18 protein-coding genes and 1 pseudogene are annotated in these 16,546 nt (G+C 68.3%); 10 read left to right on the top strand and 9 right to left on the bottom strand.

The annotated features are described in order from the left end of the window. Positions 1-1,134: a hypothetical protein gene (locus IF67_RS0114790; protein ID WP_158713097.1), complete on the bottom strand. Its 1,134-nt coding sequence runs from the start codon at positions 1,132-1,134 to the stop codon at positions 1-3. 763 nt (positions 1,135-1,897) lie between these two features. On the opposite strand from IF67_RS0114790, the gene IF67_RS46265 reads away from it, so the two are divergent. Continuing rightward, positions 1,898-2,251, top strand: a complete 354-nt coding sequence (locus tag IF67_RS46265; protein WP_420708661.1) for a hypothetical protein — start codon at positions 1,898-1,900, stop codon at positions 2,249-2,251. Here the strand turns inward: IF67_RS46265 and IF67_RS0114780 are convergent. The 5 genes from IF67_RS0114780 to IF67_RS44920 form a co-directional block, all read right to left on the bottom strand. Beyond that, a complete protein-coding gene (locus IF67_RS0114780; RefSeq protein WP_030985796.1) occupies positions 2,148-2,915 on the bottom strand; it encodes a hypothetical protein in 768 nt (255 codons plus the stop codon). The two genes, IF67_RS46265 and IF67_RS0114780, sit on opposite strands and share 104 nt — an antisense overlap. A gap of 149 nt (positions 2,916-3,064) precedes the next feature. Continuing rightward, a complete protein-coding gene (locus tag IF67_RS0114775) occupies positions 3,065-3,298 on the bottom strand; it encodes a hypothetical protein (protein WP_030985794.1) in 234 nt (77 codons plus the stop codon). Positions 3,299-4,925: 1,627 nt separating this feature from the next. Beyond that, entirely contained in the window at positions 4,926-5,087 is a 162-nt protein-coding gene (locus tag IF67_RS43730; protein WP_158713096.1) for a hypothetical protein, read from the bottom strand. Then, complete coding sequence (locus tag IF67_RS0114765; RefSeq protein ID WP_030985792.1) at positions 5,063-5,458, bottom strand: hypothetical protein; 396 nt, start codon at positions 5,456-5,458, stop codon at positions 5,063-5,065. The genes IF67_RS43730 and IF67_RS0114765 overlap by 25 nt, the downstream gene beginning before the upstream one ends. A 430-nt stretch (positions 5,459-5,888) precedes the next feature. After that, positions 5,889-6,539: a DUF4419 domain-containing protein gene (locus tag IF67_RS44920; RefSeq protein WP_051818060.1), complete on the bottom strand. Its 651-nt coding sequence runs from the start codon at positions 6,537-6,539 to the stop codon at positions 5,889-5,891. A 174-nt stretch (positions 6,540-6,713) separates the two neighbouring features. Here IF67_RS44920 and IF67_RS0114755 point away from each other — a divergent pair, with 174 nt between their 5' ends. Next, positions 6,714-7,232: a GNAT family N-acetyltransferase gene (locus IF67_RS0114755; RefSeq protein ID WP_037839371.1), complete on the top strand. Its 519-nt coding sequence runs from the start codon at positions 6,714-6,716 to the stop codon at positions 7,230-7,232. 130 nt (positions 7,233-7,362) lie between these two features. Beyond that, complete coding sequence (locus IF67_RS39165) at positions 7,363-7,566, top strand: hypothetical protein (RefSeq protein ID WP_030985786.1); 204 nt, start codon at positions 7,363-7,365, stop codon at positions 7,564-7,566. Between the two features lie 91 nt (positions 7,567-7,657). On the opposite strand, the gene IF67_RS0114745 is transcribed toward IF67_RS39165, so the two are convergent. Further along, positions 7,658-7,915 carry a hypothetical protein gene (locus tag IF67_RS0114745; RefSeq protein ID WP_030985785.1) on the bottom strand — a complete coding sequence of 86 codons (258 nt, stop codon included), beginning with the start codon at positions 7,913-7,915 and terminating at the stop codon, positions 7,658-7,660. A 529-nt stretch (positions 7,916-8,444) separates the two neighbouring features. Here IF67_RS0114745 and IF67_RS46260 point away from each other — a divergent pair. After that, positions 8,445-8,978: pseudogene (locus IF67_RS46260) on the top strand (serine hydrolase domain-containing protein); the annotation flags it as partial. Positions 8,979-9,300: 322 nt separating this feature from the next. On the opposite strand, the gene IF67_RS0114735 reads toward IF67_RS46260, so the two are convergent. Next, positions 9,301-9,999: an alpha/beta fold hydrolase gene (locus IF67_RS0114735; protein WP_030985781.1), complete on the bottom strand. Its 699-nt coding sequence runs from the start codon at positions 9,997-9,999 to the stop codon at positions 9,301-9,303. A gap of 302 nt (positions 10,000-10,301) precedes the next feature. Here IF67_RS0114735 and IF67_RS0114730 point away from each other — a divergent pair, with 302 nt between their 5' ends. The 4 genes from IF67_RS0114730 to IF67_RS0114725 all read left to right on the top strand — a co-directional run bounded on the left by IF67_RS0114730 (position 10,302) and on the right by IF67_RS0114725 (position 12,996). After that, entirely contained in the window at positions 10,302-10,592 is a 291-nt protein-coding gene (locus IF67_RS0114730; protein ID WP_030985779.1) for a putative quinol monooxygenase, read from the top strand. 115 nt (positions 10,593-10,707) lie between these two features. Beyond that, positions 10,708-10,869, top strand: coding sequence for a hypothetical protein (locus tag IF67_RS43725; RefSeq protein WP_158713095.1), 162 nt, complete (start codon positions 10,708-10,710; stop codon positions 10,867-10,869). Beyond that, positions 10,811-11,062, top strand: coding sequence for a transposase (locus IF67_RS46255; protein WP_078889439.1), 252 nt, complete (start codon positions 10,811-10,813; stop codon positions 11,060-11,062). The genes IF67_RS43725 and IF67_RS46255 overlap by 59 nt, the downstream gene beginning before the upstream one ends. 80 nt (positions 11,063-11,142) lie before the next feature. Beyond that, positions 11,143-12,996, top strand: coding sequence for a glycoside hydrolase family 35 protein (locus IF67_RS0114725; RefSeq protein ID WP_030985777.1), 1,854 nt, complete (start codon positions 11,143-11,145; stop codon positions 12,994-12,996). Here IF67_RS0114725 and IF67_RS41485 read toward each other — a convergent pair. Beyond that, positions 12,881-13,891 carry a LysR family transcriptional regulator gene (locus IF67_RS41485; protein ID WP_234341101.1) on the bottom strand — a complete coding sequence of 337 codons (1,011 nt, stop codon included), beginning with the start codon at positions 13,889-13,891 and terminating at the stop codon, positions 12,881-12,883. The genes IF67_RS0114725 and IF67_RS41485 overlap by 116 nt on opposite strands. A 158-nt stretch (positions 13,892-14,049) precedes the next feature. Here IF67_RS41485 and IF67_RS0114715 point away from each other — a divergent pair, with 158 nt between their 5' ends. Further along, positions 14,050-14,829 carry an alpha/beta fold hydrolase gene (locus tag IF67_RS0114715; RefSeq protein ID WP_030985775.1) on the top strand — a complete coding sequence of 260 codons (780 nt, stop codon included), beginning with the start codon at positions 14,050-14,052 and terminating at the stop codon, positions 14,827-14,829. Positions 14,830-15,456: 627 nt separating this feature from the next. Continuing rightward, positions 15,457-16,206 carry an SOS response-associated peptidase gene (locus tag IF67_RS0114710; protein ID WP_030985774.1) on the top strand — a complete coding sequence of 250 codons (750 nt, stop codon included), beginning with the start codon at positions 15,457-15,459 and terminating at the stop codon, positions 16,204-16,206. Positions 16,207-16,546 lie beyond the last annotated feature (340 nt).

Below are 16,546 nucleotides of genomic sequence, written 5' to 3'. Positions count from 1 at the left end.
TCAGGGCCGGTATGCCTGCCGCAGGGCACAGGTCCAGACGACGGCACGGGGAGTCGACGCGGCGTCGACCGCGGAGCCGCCGACGCGTTGGTCGTCGCTGACGGCATACGCCTCGGAGACGCCCTTCGGGGAGAGCCGGGGCAGCGCCAGCAGGGGGCCCGTACCCGGCCAGATCTGGGCCTGTGCCGGGGGCGCCGTCTCCGGCGGGAACGGTCCGACCACGTTGCTGTCCAGAGCGGTGCCCACACTTACGTTGGTGGTGGGGCTGATGGCCTCGAAGGTGCCGCTGGTGCGCTCCCCGAGCAGTCCCGGTTCGTTCTCGGTCGTGTACGGCGGAAGCCACTGAGTGGGGGTCCGGGTGTCCAGCCGTGTGAAGTCGTGGGTGCCCACGATCCGTCCGGTGCGGTCGATGTCCCGCGGGTACCAGTAGTCGTAGGGCACCCCCGCGGGCCAGAACCGCTGGAGCGGTACGGCCGCGTCGCTGCTCCGGGCGGACCAGAAGAGACCCGCCGACCACGATTCCTCGTCCTTGACGGCTTCGCCGGAACCGGCGATCTGCCCGGCGTTGTTGAGGGCGGTCACCGAGGTGAGCGAGTATCCGGCCGGCGGCGCGAGCCTGCGGTGGATCCGGGCGCCGTCCCATTCGAGACCGATGAGGGCGCCGCCCTTGACCCCGTCTCCGACGATCAGGCCCCGGTCGTTGACGTCCGCCGCGTGCGTCCCTTCCGGCAGCAGCGTCACTGTGCGGGCCCCGGCGCGGAAGCTGAACGCCGCGGTACGGCCCAGGGCATGCAGGGACCCGACCATCAGCCCTTTCGCATTGACGGCCGCGACCTCACCGCCGGTGAATCCGGCGGGCAGCGGTACGCGGTGTACCCGTGTACCGGTCCAGTACACGGGCAGCTCGTGTGATGACCCCACGGCCAAGGCGTTCGGCCCAAGTCCCTTGACCTGGCTGCCTCCTGAACCGGGCAGGGAAGCCAGGACCTGGAGGGCGGGCCGGCAGTCCGCGGGCGTGCGGGAGCCGTCGGTGGGCCGCGCCGGTGCGGCCGGCGCCGGGCTCGCCGTCAGCAGGGGGGTGAGGAACGCGGTCGCGACAACCGCCACCGCGGCACGGATATGTCTTCGCATCATGGTCTCCGTTTCCGAGAACAGTGGAATGAGCCCCCGTCAGCACTGGTACGACCCCCGTCAGCACTGGAATGACTCCCGTCGGTACTGGAATAGGTCGTGAACACCCGAAAGGGCTCGGGAGCGCCGGAGGGGTGGAGCAGGCGGCCGCTGCGCTCAAGGGAAATGCGTCATTCGGTCACCACGCATCGCTGTTGCGCGGAGCGCTGGTGGCGTGGTGCGGCGTGCGGGAGCTTTGCGGAATCAGTGCGGGAGGCAGGGGGCCCGGCCGTGCTGCCGCTGCGGCTGGCCGACCCTCGTGCACGTACCGTCCATGCCCTTCATGCACTTCCTCCGGTACCGGTTGGGGAAGTTCCGCGGACCGGCACCTTTCCTACCGTATCCATGACCATTCGGGACAATTGTGCCGGCCAATGGCCGGAAAGCGCCCGGGAGTGTCCGGGAGTGTCCGGGTCCGTTTCCGGTGGGTTTCTGAGGAGCCCTGGAACCGGGAGATTCCGCCCGGCGCGCGCTAGCCGTGTTGACCAGGAGCGTTGTTCACGCGGCTGATCGGTGAGGAAGGGGCGGGCCTTCGGGGGGCGCCAACGGCGTTCGCCCGGCATCCCGTTCCGTGTGCGTCTGTCCCGAGGCCGGGTCCGACAACGTACCCGCGAGACCACACTTTCCGGACGTCGAACTCGATGTGCTGGATTACTGGGAACGCCACGGCATCTTCCACGAGACGGTGGAAGCGCGGAAATCCGACGAAATGTAGGCGTTCAAGACCATGTGGGACAAGGGGCTCATCTACCAAGGACATTCGGTTTCCTGGTACTGCCCCCACTGTGAGACGCCGCTGGCCAACGCGGAGAGCAGCGGCCGTATCGACGGCAGTGACATCCATCGCGACGCCAAGTCCGCTACGTCAGGCGCGGGGTGCGGCCGCCGTCCGGTTCCGACCGCGCGTCGGCGAGTCCATGCGTCCATGCGTCTGCGCGTCCGTGGAGAGGGTTCCGTGGAGGTTTTCAGGGCACGGCCTATTCGCCGTCCCACTGCACCGCGGTCAGGACGGCCCCGCCGTGGCGCCGTGCGTAACGGCAACTCACCGGGAGGTCGAACAGCACCTCGGCAACTCCGGTGACCGGTCGCAGATCCGCGAGGAGAGCGTCGTCCGGCAATCCGGCCGCCGCGTCGCGCAGCACCGGGTCTTCGCCCGACCTGGCGTCGGTGGCACGGACGGGCGCGACAGGTACCGCATCTTCTGCGGGCTCACACCACCGGTCGGTGAACGCCCTCCCGAAGGCATTGGTGTCGTCCGTGCCGGCCTCCGCCACGGCTTGGTGCACGCAGTCACCCAACCGTTGGAGCCAGTCGGGGAGCGAGAGCGCCAGCCGGCGGGTGTCGGTGGCGTCCCAGAACTGGAAGACCGGGCCCCAGGCACCGGTCTCCCGGTCGACGTCGACATAGAAGTGCCCGTCGCCGTGATCCAGATGGACGAACCAGTGGCTGCCCGGACCACCGGCGTGCTCCAGGTACCAGCTGATGTCGTGCCCGAGGTACTCACCGTTGTTGAAGGATTCGGTGAAGTCGACGTGCTCGGCCGAGGTATGTCCGTTCACCACGGAACGACGCACGGTGATCCGGATGCCGCCGACGGAGCGGAACAGCACGCGGATCTCTGCCGGCACCGGAACCGGCCAGGAGTCCATCCGGGCGTCGTCGATCCCCGGTTCCAACTCCACCAACCCACCGGAGACTTCCGGCAGTTGGCGCAACCGTGCCACCACCGCGTCGATGTCCGTCATCGCAGGTCCCCCCTCCGTGCCACGACAGGACTCTACTGACCGGGTCGGGCCAGGTGGCCACAGGGGCCCCGACGAGCAGATGACCGTGACGAGAGAGTGAGGGTGACCGCGGGGGTCCGGTGGCTGCGAGGAGGGTGACTGAGAGGTGACTACGAAGAGTACGTGCAGCCGTGCCCGCCGTAATGCCACTCGTACTGACCCATCACCCACGGGTCCGCCGTGATCGTGAAGGTGCCGCGCGGGGCAGGGCAGTGGAACGTCGTGGTGACGGTGTCATGGCCCGGCGGAGGCTCCTGCGACGCGGGGGCCGCGGAGGCGATGCCGGCGCCTCCGGCGCCGAACAGTGCGGTGGCGAAAACTATCGCGATGATCTTCTTCATCATGTCTCCCCGTTCCATCACTTGCGGGAACTGCCTCTAGGACGATACACGCAACCACCTAATTTCGGACAAGAGGTAAATTCACCTGATGTCCCAGATGTCCGGGAGGCGTGCGCAGGCGGGCCACTGCCGGGTCTGGGGGACCGCGGGCCTGAGAGTCGGAGGGGTGGGGTGAGCCCCGGTTGCCTCCATGGCTCAGGGCGTCAACCGGTCGGCTCTCGCCGCAAGGGCGGGACGGCAAGACCGGCACCTCGTTCTCGGTTGTGTCGCCGCGGGGGGCCCGAGGATCAGGTAGCTGCCGACGGAATCGGTATCTCACCCATAGCCGTTTACCTCTATCCACATTCACGGCTACGACACCGGTGCCCATTTTCGAGCCGATTGGCTCAAGGAACTACAGGGTGTTGTTGAACATGCGAATCCCGCTGTTCAATCTACCGCCTGGGGTGGAATGGGAAATGACGTTAAAATTTACTGGATCCAGCTCGGTCGACACGGCTCCCAAGGTGTAAAGCGTGTCACCAAAAATGTCCGCGCTGCGGTGTAGGCGTCGCACATACCGAGTGTGTATACCTTGCCGTTGAACGCCTTCACCTTGCCGCTGGACCTGCACCCACTTGACATTGAGGCGTCGCCGTAATCAATCGACCAGCTGACAGTGCTGCCCTTTACGGCAACGCTGAGCCCACCAATGGTGCCGGGTATCGCTGGCTATAATTCCGACGGCTTTGTTCCAGTGGAGTGCACCAGTGGACAGAGAGCGACTTGTTTGCAGGCGATCGCATAGCGAGTCACCGCCCGGGTCGCGTGTGCCGAAGATGAAGGCGCCCATAATCTCGGAACTGCTACGGTTCATATTGCACAATGAGAGCTGCCTTTAAATGTCGGGCATGTCCCGCTAGAGACTTTTTGAGGGTGCGGGTTAAGAGGGGCCGTGACGGCTGTCGTGGGCTGCGCTATGCCGTTGGGTTGAGGTATCCCGACGGCGGTGGGCGTTGGCTTCGGGCGGTCGGTACGCCCTGGCCTCCAAGGAACGCCTGGCGCCTGCTCCTCGACGATGGCACCACGGAGGACGCCGACTTGGTGGTCGGCGCCGACGGCGCCTGGTCGCGCATCCGCCCAGCCCTGTCGGACGCCACACCCGGCTACACCGGTGTCACCTTCGTCGAGACCGGTTTCGACGACTGCGACACCCGCCATCCCGCCCTCGCGCGCATGGTCGGCAACGGCACCTGCCGCGCTCGGCCCAGGTCGCCCAGGACTGCGCCGAGGCACTCGACAACCTCATTCCCCCGACGGACTCCTGAGCAAGCGCCACCACCGCACCGGCCATGGGCCCGACACTGCCGGATGGCAGCGCCCCGGGCCCGGCTCGATGACCCGCCGGCGCCGTCTTTGGCTCACGTTGCGTCAGGAGCTCTGAGCGTCGACGCTCAACAGCGCGGCCGTTGAGCGATGTTGACAGGTCACGAGTGCCGCGCGGGCGCGGCCGGTTCCGCCGCGTGGGACGCGACGTACGAGGCGTACTACGCGTCGACCGCTCAGGCCGAAGACACTCGCGACGGCACGCTGCGTCCGGAGGTCGGTGACGGCACGATCGAGGCACCACATGGGCGGCACCACCGCCGTGTCAACGGCCGTCGTGCTGTTGGGCTTTGCCCTTCTCTCCGCGGTAGCGCTGATCACGCTCGCCCGCCCCTGGCAGGGCCATGGCGAGCCGGCCGGCCGACACTGAGTTGTCGTCGCGCTCGCTGTCGGCAACAAGCCCTACCTGGCGAAGCTCTTCACCCATTTGCGCACCTGGAAGGCGCCCATCGCCAGGATCACCAGTCCGATGCCGAACCACACAACAGAGCCCAAGGCCGCCCCGACACCGACCTCCCGGAAGTGCCCCTCGCTGCCCACCCAGGACTCGACCACGGCACGCTTCTCGCCGGCCGCATAGTCGTCCGCGTTCTCGAGCCTTCCACTCCACGCGTCGTCGGCAGTCCCGCCACGAGGGGTAAAGTCGCCGCCGCACTCGTAGTCGGAATTCTTCCTGCTGGGATTGGTGTCGATGCAGTAATCGACCGTGAAGGTGCCGCGCGTGCCCACCAGACCGGTGGCCTGCACACCCTGGACACCGTTGAGGAAGACAGCTCCGGCGCCGACAAGCGTGAGCACGAGACCAAGGATCACCCCGCTGACCCGCCAACCCCACGCCGGTCTCGGCTCTCGCGGCCGTTTCTTGCTCTGCTCACGCGATATCGCACTGCTCACCTCGGCATCCTAGCGATCAGGCAATGCTGACCACGCTGCCCTCCGACGCAGAGGCGACCATGGCACGGGGGCTGCGGATGCCGCCACTGGACGGCAAGGCACTGCTCGACTGTTCCGGTCGTGGTCGGTGGACTGGACGCTTGGCTCATCGGTCGGCCGGCCCCGTCCTACGGGCCGCTCGGGGCGCTCGGGGCGACTGTGGGCTTGCGCCTTCCCATTCAACGGGGCGGCGGGGTGGCTGGGCACTGCTCCCGCCGCTACGTGAGTGAACTCGCGCAGTCCGCGGCACCCGTCACCGCGCGCCCGTGACCGTGCGTTTGTCACCGCGCGTTTGTCACCTTCCCAACAGCGGACGCAGATGGGCGTGAGCCCACCCACTGAGTCGGGTGGGGGTGGTGGTGAGCAGGTCGCGCGCCTGCTCGGGCACCAGGTCGCGCGACCCAGCGGTCATTCCCACGATGCCCTCCACCGCTGATGGAGGCAGCCCGGCCGCGCGCAGCGCATCCCGCACCCCGTCGTCGCTGACGAGGTCGAGCCGGACCGGGCGTCCGAGCGCCTCGGTGAGGGTCTGCGCGACCTGGTGGAAGGTGAGGTCTTCCGGCCCGTGGACGGCCTGCACCAGCCGGCCCTGCCAGGTGTCGCTCAGCAGCCGGGCCGCGACCACATCGCCGATGTCACGCGGATCGACCCATGGCATCGGGTGGTCGGGATCGAACGCGGTGGTCAGAATGCCTTGGGAGAGTCCTTCGACGTCAAACAGCAAGTTGGTGAAGAAGTACGCGCACACCCCTCCAGCTCCCGCACCCGTGCCGCCTGGCGGACGCCAGTCCCGGTCCGTGCCCTCCAACCGGATCCGGGGAATTCCGCAGAGCGTCTGCCACCGGAAGCGGTAGTACGGGCTGACCGCGTCCATCAGCGCCACCAGCGCGGCCGTGGCGTCGGTGGGGGTGGTGGTGGAGAAGGCCGGCTGGAACAGGTCGGCCACCCCGTCACCGATCCGGTCCCGCAGGGGTTGTTGGACCAGATTGCGAGTGCTCCCAGTCAGGAGGGTGCGAACCTAGGGCCCGTCTCCGATCGTGATCACACTGCGGAGTGGTGGAGTGAGGGGCTGCCACAAAATAAGGACCAGGCGACGGCTGGGTTGCCTATATTCCTGTTCATGCCCGAGATGCAGCTGCTCCGTCCAGGCCACGCTCCCGCGCTACTCGCCTTCGAGCAGGAGAACCGCGCTTACTTCGCCGTGTCCGTCCCTGACCGAGGCGATGACTACTTCGCTCGGTTCGACGAGCGGATCCGTGCCCTGCTTGCCGAGCAAGAGGCTGGTGTCTGTTACTTCCACGTGCTGGTCGGCGCCGAAGGTGAGGTGCTGGGGCGGGTCAATCTCGTGGATGTGGCGGATGGCGGCGCCGAACTCGGGTATCGGATCGCAGAGCGTGCCGCGGGCCGGGGGCTGGCCACCTGGGCCGTGCGGGAGCTGTGCGCCCTCGCTGCCAACAGCTACGGGCTGACCATCCTGCGTGCCGCGACCACGCTCGACAATGCGGCATCGCGGGCCGTGCTGTCCCGCTCAGGGTTCGCCGTCGTCGGCGAGAGACAGCTTTCGGGTCGCCCCGGTCTGTCATATCTCCGCAATCTCGCGGATTTCAGCGCTCCGCCCGGTGCGCCGGCCGCCCGTTAGGGAGTGCCTTGAACCGTGATCATCTGGAGGTTCGCAGGCTTCGGATCCAGATGCTGATCGCAACCCAGGCAACCCAAGGCCGGCGCACGCCGAGCTCGTCGCGCTCAACTCGGCGCCGCCACCGGAGGAGATGGCACGACAGGCGGACCGTGTCGACCTGATCATCGGCCAGTGCAATCACGGAACGGCTCCCTACGGAACGTCGTTCGACGACGTCCGGCAGCGCGTCACCCGTGCCGAAGTCCACGTCCTTCCCGGTCAGGGGCACCTGGCCCACATCCAGGCGCCGACAGAGCTCGGCCACCTGCTCAACGGCCTCGCCGCTGTCCGATGAGCAACCATGCCGACGTCATGACCTCGTACAGCAAGGTGCTGTCGCCGTACAGCCAGGTTCCGTCTCTCGGTCATGACCGGAGAGACAGCACCTAGGAAGTGACCCTCACAGTCAGCCCGTAGTCCAGCTCTGAACCATCGACGAGCACCGCCTCGACCGTGCGAGTACTGGGGTCGATGTCGGCCACGATCCCGTTCCCGGCGTAGCGGGGGTAGCCCGAGGCGCCCGTCTCGCCCGTCGCCTCGACGACCGCTGATCGCACGGCTGAGTCCTCCACGGAGGCGCCGCCACTGTCCTCGACGTGTTCGGGGACCAACAAGATCCTGAAGCTTTTCGGCTCTGTAGTCACGCTCCGATATTTAAGTGCCTGTGCCACCAGCCGTGGGACAGGCGCACGGTGGATGAGGCAAATCGGCTGGCCCTTTGTGCGGATGCCGCCGGAGGGTGCGAAGGCCGTCCACACGTTTCGGCGGTCACCGGCGGATCGCCTCCGTACCTGTCGGCCACACTCTGGCCGGGGCGCCGACTCCTCGCCGCGGCGGCCCAGGGCGGAGACGAGGCGTCGCTCGCCGCATTGGTCTCAGGTATAGATCCGCTTGTTCGACGGTCCGCGTTCTCATGACGTGCGCGAGCAGCCCGGAGGGCACACGGTGAGAGCGATCCAGACCACATGCCGTCACCGTCACCGGCACCGGAACCGACGCATCAGACAGAAGCTCTGAGCCGTGCCTGATTCGGACCGGAGGCTCCCCGTGTGGCGCCGGCGGACGTCAGGGTCCCCCTTAGGGAAGCGAGGCCCAGCACTCATCCCTGCTCGTGAGCGTCGACGTGCTTCCACCGGCCTACGCTGAAGCCAACTCCAGCCGCTCCAAGTAGAGATGAGGCCGCCGTCCCGTGTCGCACCGCAAGGTCATCGCCGCCTCCGTGCTTGTTGCCACCGCCGCTCTGCTGGCCCTCGCCGGCACTCCAGCCATGGCGACCGCGCATCCGGCGTCGGTGCCGATCGGACCGCGCTCCAGCAGGCCCTCGACGCCACCGTCAGCGCCGGAGTGCCCGGAGCCGTGGCCGAGGTGCGGGACGGGCGTGGGGTGTGGCGTGGCAGCAGTGGGACAGCAGATCTGGGCAGTGGGCGTGCTGCCCACGCCGGGGACCGGTTTCGGGCCGGGAGTGTGACGAAGAGTTTCGTGGCCACCGTCGTACTTCAGCTTGTGGCCCAGGGCAAGGTAGGCATCGATGACGACATCGAGCCGCAGCTGCCCGGTGTGGTTCCCCATGGCGACCACATCACCGTGCGGCAGTTGCTCGATCACACCAGCGGCCTGGCCAACTACACCGACGTGCTGCTGAAGAAGCCCGACCCGTTACGGGATGCGCAGAGGGCCACGCACACCCCGCGTCAGCTGATCGCGCTCGTCGCCGACATGCAGAACAGGCCCGCCCCCGGCACGGTCTGGGAGTACTCCAACACCACACGTCGCCCTCGGGCTGCTCGTCGAGCATGTCACCGGGCAGTCGCTCGGGCACGAGATCGACCACCGCATCGTGCAGCCCCTGCGCCTGAAGGGCACTTCCTAGAGTCGGCCGCCGGCCGCATCGCGCTGCCCAGGCTCCCAGCCGAACTGTGCAGATGCGACCACACGGCCCAATGTCAGCGGTTTCCGCCGCCCTCCCCATGCCAGCGTGTTTTCCCATCAGGGGGTCATGGAGTCCGGCGGGGAGCCAGAACCCTTGCATTCACTCCCCGGCTGCATCGAGGAAGATCTGCGCCAGTTCGCGCGGCTGGGAGAACATCGGCCAGTGGCCGGTGTTCATCTCGACCATCTGCCAGTGATTGCTGGTCAGCAGCTCGGCCACGTCGTCGTCGGGCTCGGCCCCGGCGAGCAGGCAAGCGATGTACGTCGCCGGAAGCTCGCCGAGTGGCTGTGCCAGCACGGCGGGTTCGGTCAGCGTGGCGCCCGGGTGCGGCGTCGAGCCACCCACGATTCGTGTGATCTGCTCATCGGTGAGGCCCTGGCCGTCGAAGTGGGCTGCGGGCACGAGCGGCCAAAATCCTCCGTTCTCGGCGATCGATGCCTTCACCATCGCCCCGCCGTCCGGCCAGGCGGAGACGAACGGCTCGCCATCGGTCGGAACGCTGGAGTCAACGAAGACCACGCGGGCCAGCCGGTCGCCGATCCGCTCCGCGGCCTGGCCAACCGGGATGCCCGAGTAGCTGTGACCTACCAGGACGACGTCGCGCAGATCCTGGCGTTCGACCTCGTCAACGATGTCCTGGACGTGGGTCTGCTGCCCGGCCGGCACGCCCCGCTTGTCGGCAAGACCGGACAGCGTCAACGGGTGAGCGCCGTGGCCGGCCGCACGCAGATACGGCACCACCTCGTCCCACGCCCACGCCCCGAGCCGCGCGCCTGCAACCAGTACGAAATTCGCCATGACTGCACCGTAGCGGAGCAGGCCGAGCACTGCCCTGAAAGCACTTTCGATACGCGTCCCAGGTTGTGTCTTGAGCCGTGATCAAGACAGGACCTGGGCAGCCACCATGGGGCGAGCTTCGAAGATCACAGCCCCAGTTCGGGCTGTCGCGGCAGGCCAGGAGCCACCCCGAATCGCGGTCGGCGTAAGGGCCACGATCACTCGCCCCCTGGCAGCTCGCTCCGGCCCGAACCCGCTCCTCCGACCTCAGCTGTAGCCTGCCTGCCGCTAGCTGACACGCATGCACATTGCAAGGAGTAGTGATGTTCGACCTCATCGTCATCGTGCACGTTCCCAAGGTCGAAGACATCACTCCGGTCGCTGACGCCCTGGCCCGAATGCGCCCGCTGTGCCTTGCCGAGGACGGCTGTGTCCGTTGGGAGGCGTACCACTCGCAGGAGGATCCGGCCCGTTTCGTCCTGGTCGAGCGCTGGGCGACTCGGGAGCACTGGGAGACCCACGATGCCGGCGAAGCCATCCAGAAGATCTATGTGCCCGAGATCATGCCGCGCATCGAGCGCGAGGTGCACCCGAGCGCTCCGGTACGGCTCTGAAGCCAGGGCCTGCCTTGAGCCGTGATCAAGATGTCGGACGTCTCCTCCGGTGACCGTTGGTGGCTGGTAGAAGCCTGGTATAGCGCGGACCGAACGCGCGGACGCTGAGCAGGAGTTGACCGAGCAGCAGTTCCTGCCAAATCGGCAGGTCCGGCCCGCGGCCCGCAGCCCGTATCCGGAGCATCTGCGGCAGCAGTTCGAGGGCGTGATCTGGAAGCGTGCTCTGGAAGTTCCGCTCGGGCAGTCAATGGCGGGAGACGCCGCCGGAGTTCGGTGACTGGCAGACCGTTCACAACCGCTTCGTCAGTGGCGCGAGGCGGTGTTTTCCCGGTCCTTGGTGGGGGAGGCGGCGTCCATCGGCCGGCCCGGCCGGCCCGGCCGGCGCACCGCACGTCCGTACCTTTCTGTCCCCACCGGCCGGTTCACCGTGCTCGGTCACGAACCCTTGTGCTCGTTTCTGTTCTACATAACACTCTCAATGCACAGAAGCGCGCACCACTGAACATGTTCGAACCTTGAGTGACGGCCGGTCGAGTCGAGGAGAGCAGACATGACGCAGTTCAGCCGACGGAGATTTCTGAGTGCGGCCATGGTGGGGGGAGCGTCCGTGGGGATCGCCCTGGGCGGTGGCCGTATGACCCTCGCCCAGGCCGAGAGCCCGCGAGGGCTGACCATCCGCGGGAACGAATTCCTGCTGGACGACGAGCCGTTCCGGATCCTCTCGGGTGCCTTCCACTACTTCCGGACGCATCCCAAGGACTGGCGGGACCGGTTGCTGCGGATGCGGGCCATGGGGCTGAACACGGTGGAGACCTACGTCGCCTGGAACTTCCACCAACCGCATGAGGAGAAGGCCGACTTCACCGGATGGCGCGATGTTGCCTCCTTCGTACGGACCGCGGACGAGGTCGGGCTCAAGGTGATCGTGCGGCCGGGACCGTACATCTGCGCGGAATGGGACTTCGGCGGCCTCCCGGCCTGGCTCCTCAAGGACAAGGATGCGCCACTGCGCCGCTCCGACCCCGCCTACGAGCGAGCGGTCGACGCCTGGTTCGCCGAACTGCTGCCCCGGTTCGTCGATCTGCAAGCCACACGTGGTGGGCCCATCATCGCCATGCAGGTCGAGAACGAGTACGGCAGCTACGACGACGACCATGCGCACCTGGAACATCTGCGGGACACCATGCGGGCACAGGGCGTGGACAGCCTGCTGTTCTGCTCCAACGGGGCCACCCAGGAAGCGCTGAACGCCGGCAGCCTCCCCGATCTCCTGTCCACCGTCAACTTCGCCGGAGACCCCACCGGCCCCTTCGCGGAGCTGCGCAAATTCCAGCCGGACAAGCCCCTGTTCTGCACGGAGTTCTGGGACGGCTGGTTCGACCACTGGGGAGAAGAGCACCACACCACCGACCCGGCGCGGACCGCCGCCGACGTGGAGAAGCTCCTCGATGCGGGAGCGTCCATCAACTTCTATATGGCGGTGGGCGGAACGAACTTCGGTTGGTCCGCGGGTGCCAACCTGAGCGACAGCGGCTACCAGCCCACCGTCACCAGCTACGACTACAACTCACCGATCAGCGAGTCCGGCGAACTCACCGAGAAATTCCACAAGGTGCGTGACGTGCTGGCCAAGTACACCACCTTGCCACGCGCGCCCCTGCCGGCCACGCCGCGCCGCATGCCTGCCCAGAGGGTCGCCGTCCGGGAGTCGGTGCCGTTGATGGACATGCTCGACGCGCTGAGCAGCACTCCGGTGCGGCATACAACTCCCGTGCACATGGAGGCAGTCGGGCAGTCGTACGGACTGATTCACTACCGCACCCGGGTGCGGGGGCCGCAGGGGGCCAAGGGCCTGAGGGTCACGGGCCTGGGCGACCGTGCGCTGGTGTTCGGCGACGGCAAGCGCATCGGCACCTTCGACCGCAACCAGCCGGACCACACCGTCGATTTCACCGGGGCGGGCGCGTCCAGCACCCTCGACCTCCTGGTCGACCCCACCGGTCGGGTCAACTTCGGCCGGAGCTTCAACGACCCCAAGGGAATCAGCGGCAAGGTCCTCCTCGGCGACGAGGAACTGAGTGACTGGGAGATCCGCCGACTGCCTCTGGACAACCTCTCGGCTCTGAAATTCGGCAGCGGAGACACACCGACCGGCCCCGCGTTCCACCGGGCCCGGATCCATGTCGACACCCCCGCCGACGGCTTCCTCGCCTTTCCGGGCTGGGACAAGGGCATGGTGTGGCTCAACGGGTTCGCGCTCGGCCGGTACTGGTCCCTCGGGCCGCAGGTCACCCTGTACGCGCCGAGCCACTTGTGGCGGCGGGGGCGGAACGAGCTCGTCGTCCTGGAGATGGAGCGGACGGGGGACCGGATCGAGGTACGGGCCGAGCCCGACATCGGTTAGGTTCCGCGTCGCCGTCGACGGCCTCATAGCAGGCTTCGATCAGGGCACGCAGCGCGGCCCGGGGCGGGCCGTTCCGTACCGCAAGGTAGGTCCGCATGACGAGGGCCGGCCCGCTCAGGGGACGGAACACCACGCCGGGGACGGGGAGCTGGTCGGCGTGCGGGGCGTAGAAGACCGTCCAGGACGGCTTGCCGTGGCCGATGGCGGCGAGGGTGTCCTGATCGTTGGTGAACTCCGGGCCCAGGACGGGCGCGTAGCCAGCCGTACGGCAGGAGCGCATCACCAGGTCGTGGAGCGCGGGGTTGCGGGAGCGCGGGGAGAGCCGCAGCGGCAGTTCCGCGAGCCGGGCCAGTTCGACGGTCTCCCGCGCGGCCAGCTCGTGGCCCGCGGGCAGCGCCGCCACCAGCGCGTCCTGCCACAGCGGCAGGAACTCCAGCTCAGGGTCGGCCCGTTCACCGCGCAGCAGGGCGGCGTCCAGGTCACCGGACCGCACCTGCGCCAGGCGCTCCTCGGTGCTGCCGGTGACGAGTTCGCACTGCGCGCGGCCGGTGTGCCGGGCGAACGCACTGAGCACGACGTCCAGCCGGACACCCAGCCCTGAGCTGGTGCCGAGGCGTACCGTCGCGGCCTGTTCGGCGCGTAGTTCGTCGACGGCCTCGCGGGCGCGTGCCTGGAGGGCGAGCATCTCCCTGGCGTACGGGAGGAGCCGGTTGCCGGCCTCGGTGAGCCGGACGACGCGGGTGGAGCGGGCGAACAGCTCGGTACCCAGTTCGCGTTCGAGCCGGCGGAGTTGCTGGCTCACCGCGGACTGCGCGATGTGCAGCCGCCCGGCGGCGCGGCCGAAGTGCAGTTCCTCCGCCACGGTGAGGAAATAGCGCAGCTGACGCAGCTCCATGGCCCCGGTCGCCCCCTGTTCGCCGTGACCGCCATTGATCACTGTTCGCGATCAGTGTAGGTGCGGATCGCTCATTGGCCGGCGGGGGTGATCGCGGTTGGCTGGGGACATCACGAACCGCGCGGCCCGCAAGGGCCCACGAGGCAGAGGGGACCGCCATGCCCAGCCTGGACGTCAACGACACCACGCTCTATTACGAGGACGAGGGGGCTGGCCCGGCACTGCTGTTTCTGCACGGCTGGGGTACCAGCGGCCGGACCTGGGGCGCCCAGCTGCCCGATTTCACCCGGGACCATCGGGTCGTCACCGTCGACTGGCGGGGCTGCGGGCGGTCGGCCCGCCCGGTCCGTGGCAACACCACCGCCGCGGTGGTCAGCGACCTGGTGACGCTGATCGGCGCGCTGCGGCTGGACCGGCCGGTGCTCGTCGGCTCGTCGATCGGCGGGGCCTTCGCCACGGAACTGGCGCTGCGGAGGCCCGAGTTGACCGGCGGCGTGGTTCCCGTGGGCGCGCCGGGGTACTGGCCGTCGTCGGAGACTCAGGCGGAGCTCGTGGCCGCTCTGCGCCGCGATCGGGCCGGTACGGTCGCCGACTGGGTGCCGGGGTGGTACGCGCCTGGCACCGCGCCCGCGCTCATCGACTGGACGATCCGTCAGATCCTCGACTCCGGTGTCTACATCGACGAGCACCAAGCCACTGCCGACGTCTATGACCCGCGTCCGACACTGCCCGGGCTACAGGTGCCGGTCCACTACCTCCACGGTGAGCTGGACACCGCAATCCCCGTGGAAGTGCCCCGGACCTGCGCCGCCCTTACGCCCGGCGCCGAGGTCGGCGTGATCGCCGGCGCCGGCCATATGCCGCACCAGGAGCGCCCCGAACGGTTCAACGCCGCGCTGCGCGCCGTGCTCGCCCGGATGGCTTCGGCCGCCCGATGAGTGCGGGGGGCCGAGCTCAGGCAGGTCGTGCAGCCAGGGAAGACACCGCCCCCGGGCCCGCAGTCGCCCTTGGGCCCGGAGTTGTCCTTGGCCCCGGAGTCGGCCCCTTGGCACCCAGCCCGACCGGGCGTTGACACTCCGCCGTGACCACGTGTTCCGGCCGAATGCGGGCAGGGACCATGAGAGCTTCCGTGTCCATCAGCTCAGGCAGCTCAGGCTGCCGGTCTCGCAGAAGGCGGAAGCGGGCCCGCCGCCGTGCCTGGGCGGCGAGCGTCGTCCTATGCGGCCGGGCAGTGGCCGGGCCGGGTTCCGAGCCGAGCGGCACAGGCCGCTTCCGGCGCGAGCACGTGCTCCGCCTCGCCGAGCTGATCCCGGCCCCGCAACTGCACCTGCGCCTACACCTGCGCCTACCCCTGCGCCTGCACAGGTGTGTCTTGGACCGCCGGCAGATGGGCCGCCGATTCGTCGCCCATCCCCGGCCATCATCGCCCCCCGCGCCGTCCGGCGATTCGCCACCGGGCTCAACCCCGCTTTCCCTTCCTCGGGCAGCCCTGTATGTCAGGCGGAGGCGTGGATGACCGGGCAATGACCGGTGGTAATGACCGGTGGTGTGGCAGGGTGGACGATATGTGCGGCCGATATGTCTCCACCCGCCGTCCGCAGGACCTGGTCGACCTGTTCGACGTGACACGCTGGGATTCCGACCTGGTGCTCGACCCGAGCTGGAACGTGGCCCCCACCGACGACGTGTGGTCGGTGCTGGAGCGCGTCGAGCGCGACACCGGCGAGGTCACCCGGCAGCTCCGGCCGCTGCGCTGGGGGCTGGTGCCGTCGTGGGCGAAGAGTCTGAGTGCCGGCGCGAAGATGATCAACGCCAGGGTGGAGACGGTCGCGGAGAAGCCTGCCTACCGGCGGGCCTTCGCCAAGCGCAGGTGCCTGCTGCCGGCGGACGGCTTCTACGAATGGCAGGCGGTCGCGGCGACCGAGACGACCAAGGCCCGCAAGCAGCCGTACTTCATCAGCCCCGAGGACGGCCAGGCCATGGCGCTCGCCGGCCTGTACGAGTTCTGGCGCGCCCCCGACGTCTCCGACGACGATGCGCCGGGGGCGTGGTGGGCCACCTGCACGATCATCACCACCGAGGCCACCGACACCGCCGGACGTGTCCACCCGCGGATGCCGCTGGCCATCGCCCCCGCCGACTGGAGCGCCTGGCTCGACCCTGCCCACGAGGACCCCGGCGAGCTCCGCGCACTGCTCACAGCCCCGGCCGCAGGACACTTGGACGCCCGCGCCGTCTCCACCGCGGTCAACAGCGTACGCAACAACGGGCCGCACCTTCTGGACGAGATCACCGACGCACCGTCCGACGGCTGACGGCGATCGGGTCGGCGCTCAGATGCGGTACCTGGTCAAGCCGCACCAGGCCGTCGAACCCTCCAGCAGGCAATCTGAGCGGCTTCGGTGACGGGCCTCGGTGAAGGGCTTCGGTGAAGAATTTCGTGACGGCTCCAGCCGGCGGCCGTCATCCTTCGGTCGCATCCCTCCACCACTCCATCGGCCGTGCGGCGGAGGCGAGTTAGCCCGTGGAGCGATCCTGGGCGGCCTGCCTGAATGGACCTTCATTTACCGAACGGGCCGGCCCTGGCCCCACGGAACCGAGGACCGATCATGCAGTTGCTCCGTCACACCGAAGAACCCGTTGCCGCCCGCCCCG

It is taken from the genome of Streptomyces sp. NRRL S-1813 (assembly GCF_000719605.1).
Classification (GTDB): domain Bacteria; phylum Actinomycetota; class Actinomycetes; order Streptomycetales; family Streptomycetaceae; genus Streptomyces; species Streptomyces decoyicus.
This window is presented reverse-complemented; position numbering and strand designations above follow the sequence as displayed.

What these genes read in the sequence shown, in the direction of transcription:
- IF67_RS0114790 (WP_158713097.1), bottom strand. Translation starts at nt 1,134, where the DNA reads ATGATGCGAAGACATATCCGTGCCGCGGTGGCGGTTGTCGCGACCGCG.
- IF67_RS46265 (WP_420708661.1), top strand. Translation starts at nt 1,898, where the DNA reads ATGTGGGACAAGGGGCTCATCTACCAAGGACATTCGGTTTCCTGGTAC.
- IF67_RS0114780 (WP_030985796.1), bottom strand. Translation starts at nt 2,915, where the DNA reads ATGACGGACATCGACGCGGTGGTGGCACGGTTGCGCCAACTGCCGGAA.
- IF67_RS0114775 (WP_030985794.1), bottom strand. Translation starts at nt 3,298, where the DNA reads ATGATGAAGAAGATCATCGCGATAGTTTTCGCCACCGCACTGTTCGGC.
- IF67_RS43730 (WP_158713096.1), bottom strand. Translation starts at nt 5,087, where the DNA reads ATGGGTGAAGAGCTTCGCCAGGTAGGGCTTGTTGCCGACAGCGAGCGC.
- IF67_RS0114755 (WP_037839371.1), top strand. Translation starts at nt 6,714, where the DNA reads ATGCCCGAGATGCAGCTGCTCCGTCCAGGCCACGCTCCCGCGCTACTC.
- IF67_RS39165 (WP_030985786.1), top strand. Translation starts at nt 7,363, where the DNA reads ATGGCACGACAGGCGGACCGTGTCGACCTGATCATCGGCCAGTGCAAT.
- IF67_RS0114735 (WP_030985781.1), bottom strand. Translation starts at nt 9,999, where the DNA reads ATGGCGAATTTCGTACTGGTTGCAGGCGCGCGGCTCGGGGCGTGGGCG.
- IF67_RS0114730 (WP_030985779.1), top strand. Translation starts at nt 10,302, where the DNA reads ATGTTCGACCTCATCGTCATCGTGCACGTTCCCAAGGTCGAAGACATC.
- IF67_RS0114725 (WP_030985777.1), top strand. Translation starts at nt 11,143, where the DNA reads ATGACGCAGTTCAGCCGACGGAGATTTCTGAGTGCGGCCATGGTGGGG.
- IF67_RS41485 (WP_234341101.1), bottom strand. Translation starts at nt 13,891, where the DNA reads ATGGAGCTGCGTCAGCTGCGCTATTTCCTCACCGTGGCGGAGGAACTG.
- IF67_RS0114715 (WP_030985775.1), top strand. Translation starts at nt 14,050, where the DNA reads ATGCCCAGCCTGGACGTCAACGACACCACGCTCTATTACGAGGACGAG.
- IF67_RS0114710 (WP_030985774.1), top strand. Translation starts at nt 15,457, where the DNA reads ATGTGCGGCCGATATGTCTCCACCCGCCGTCCGCAGGACCTGGTCGAC.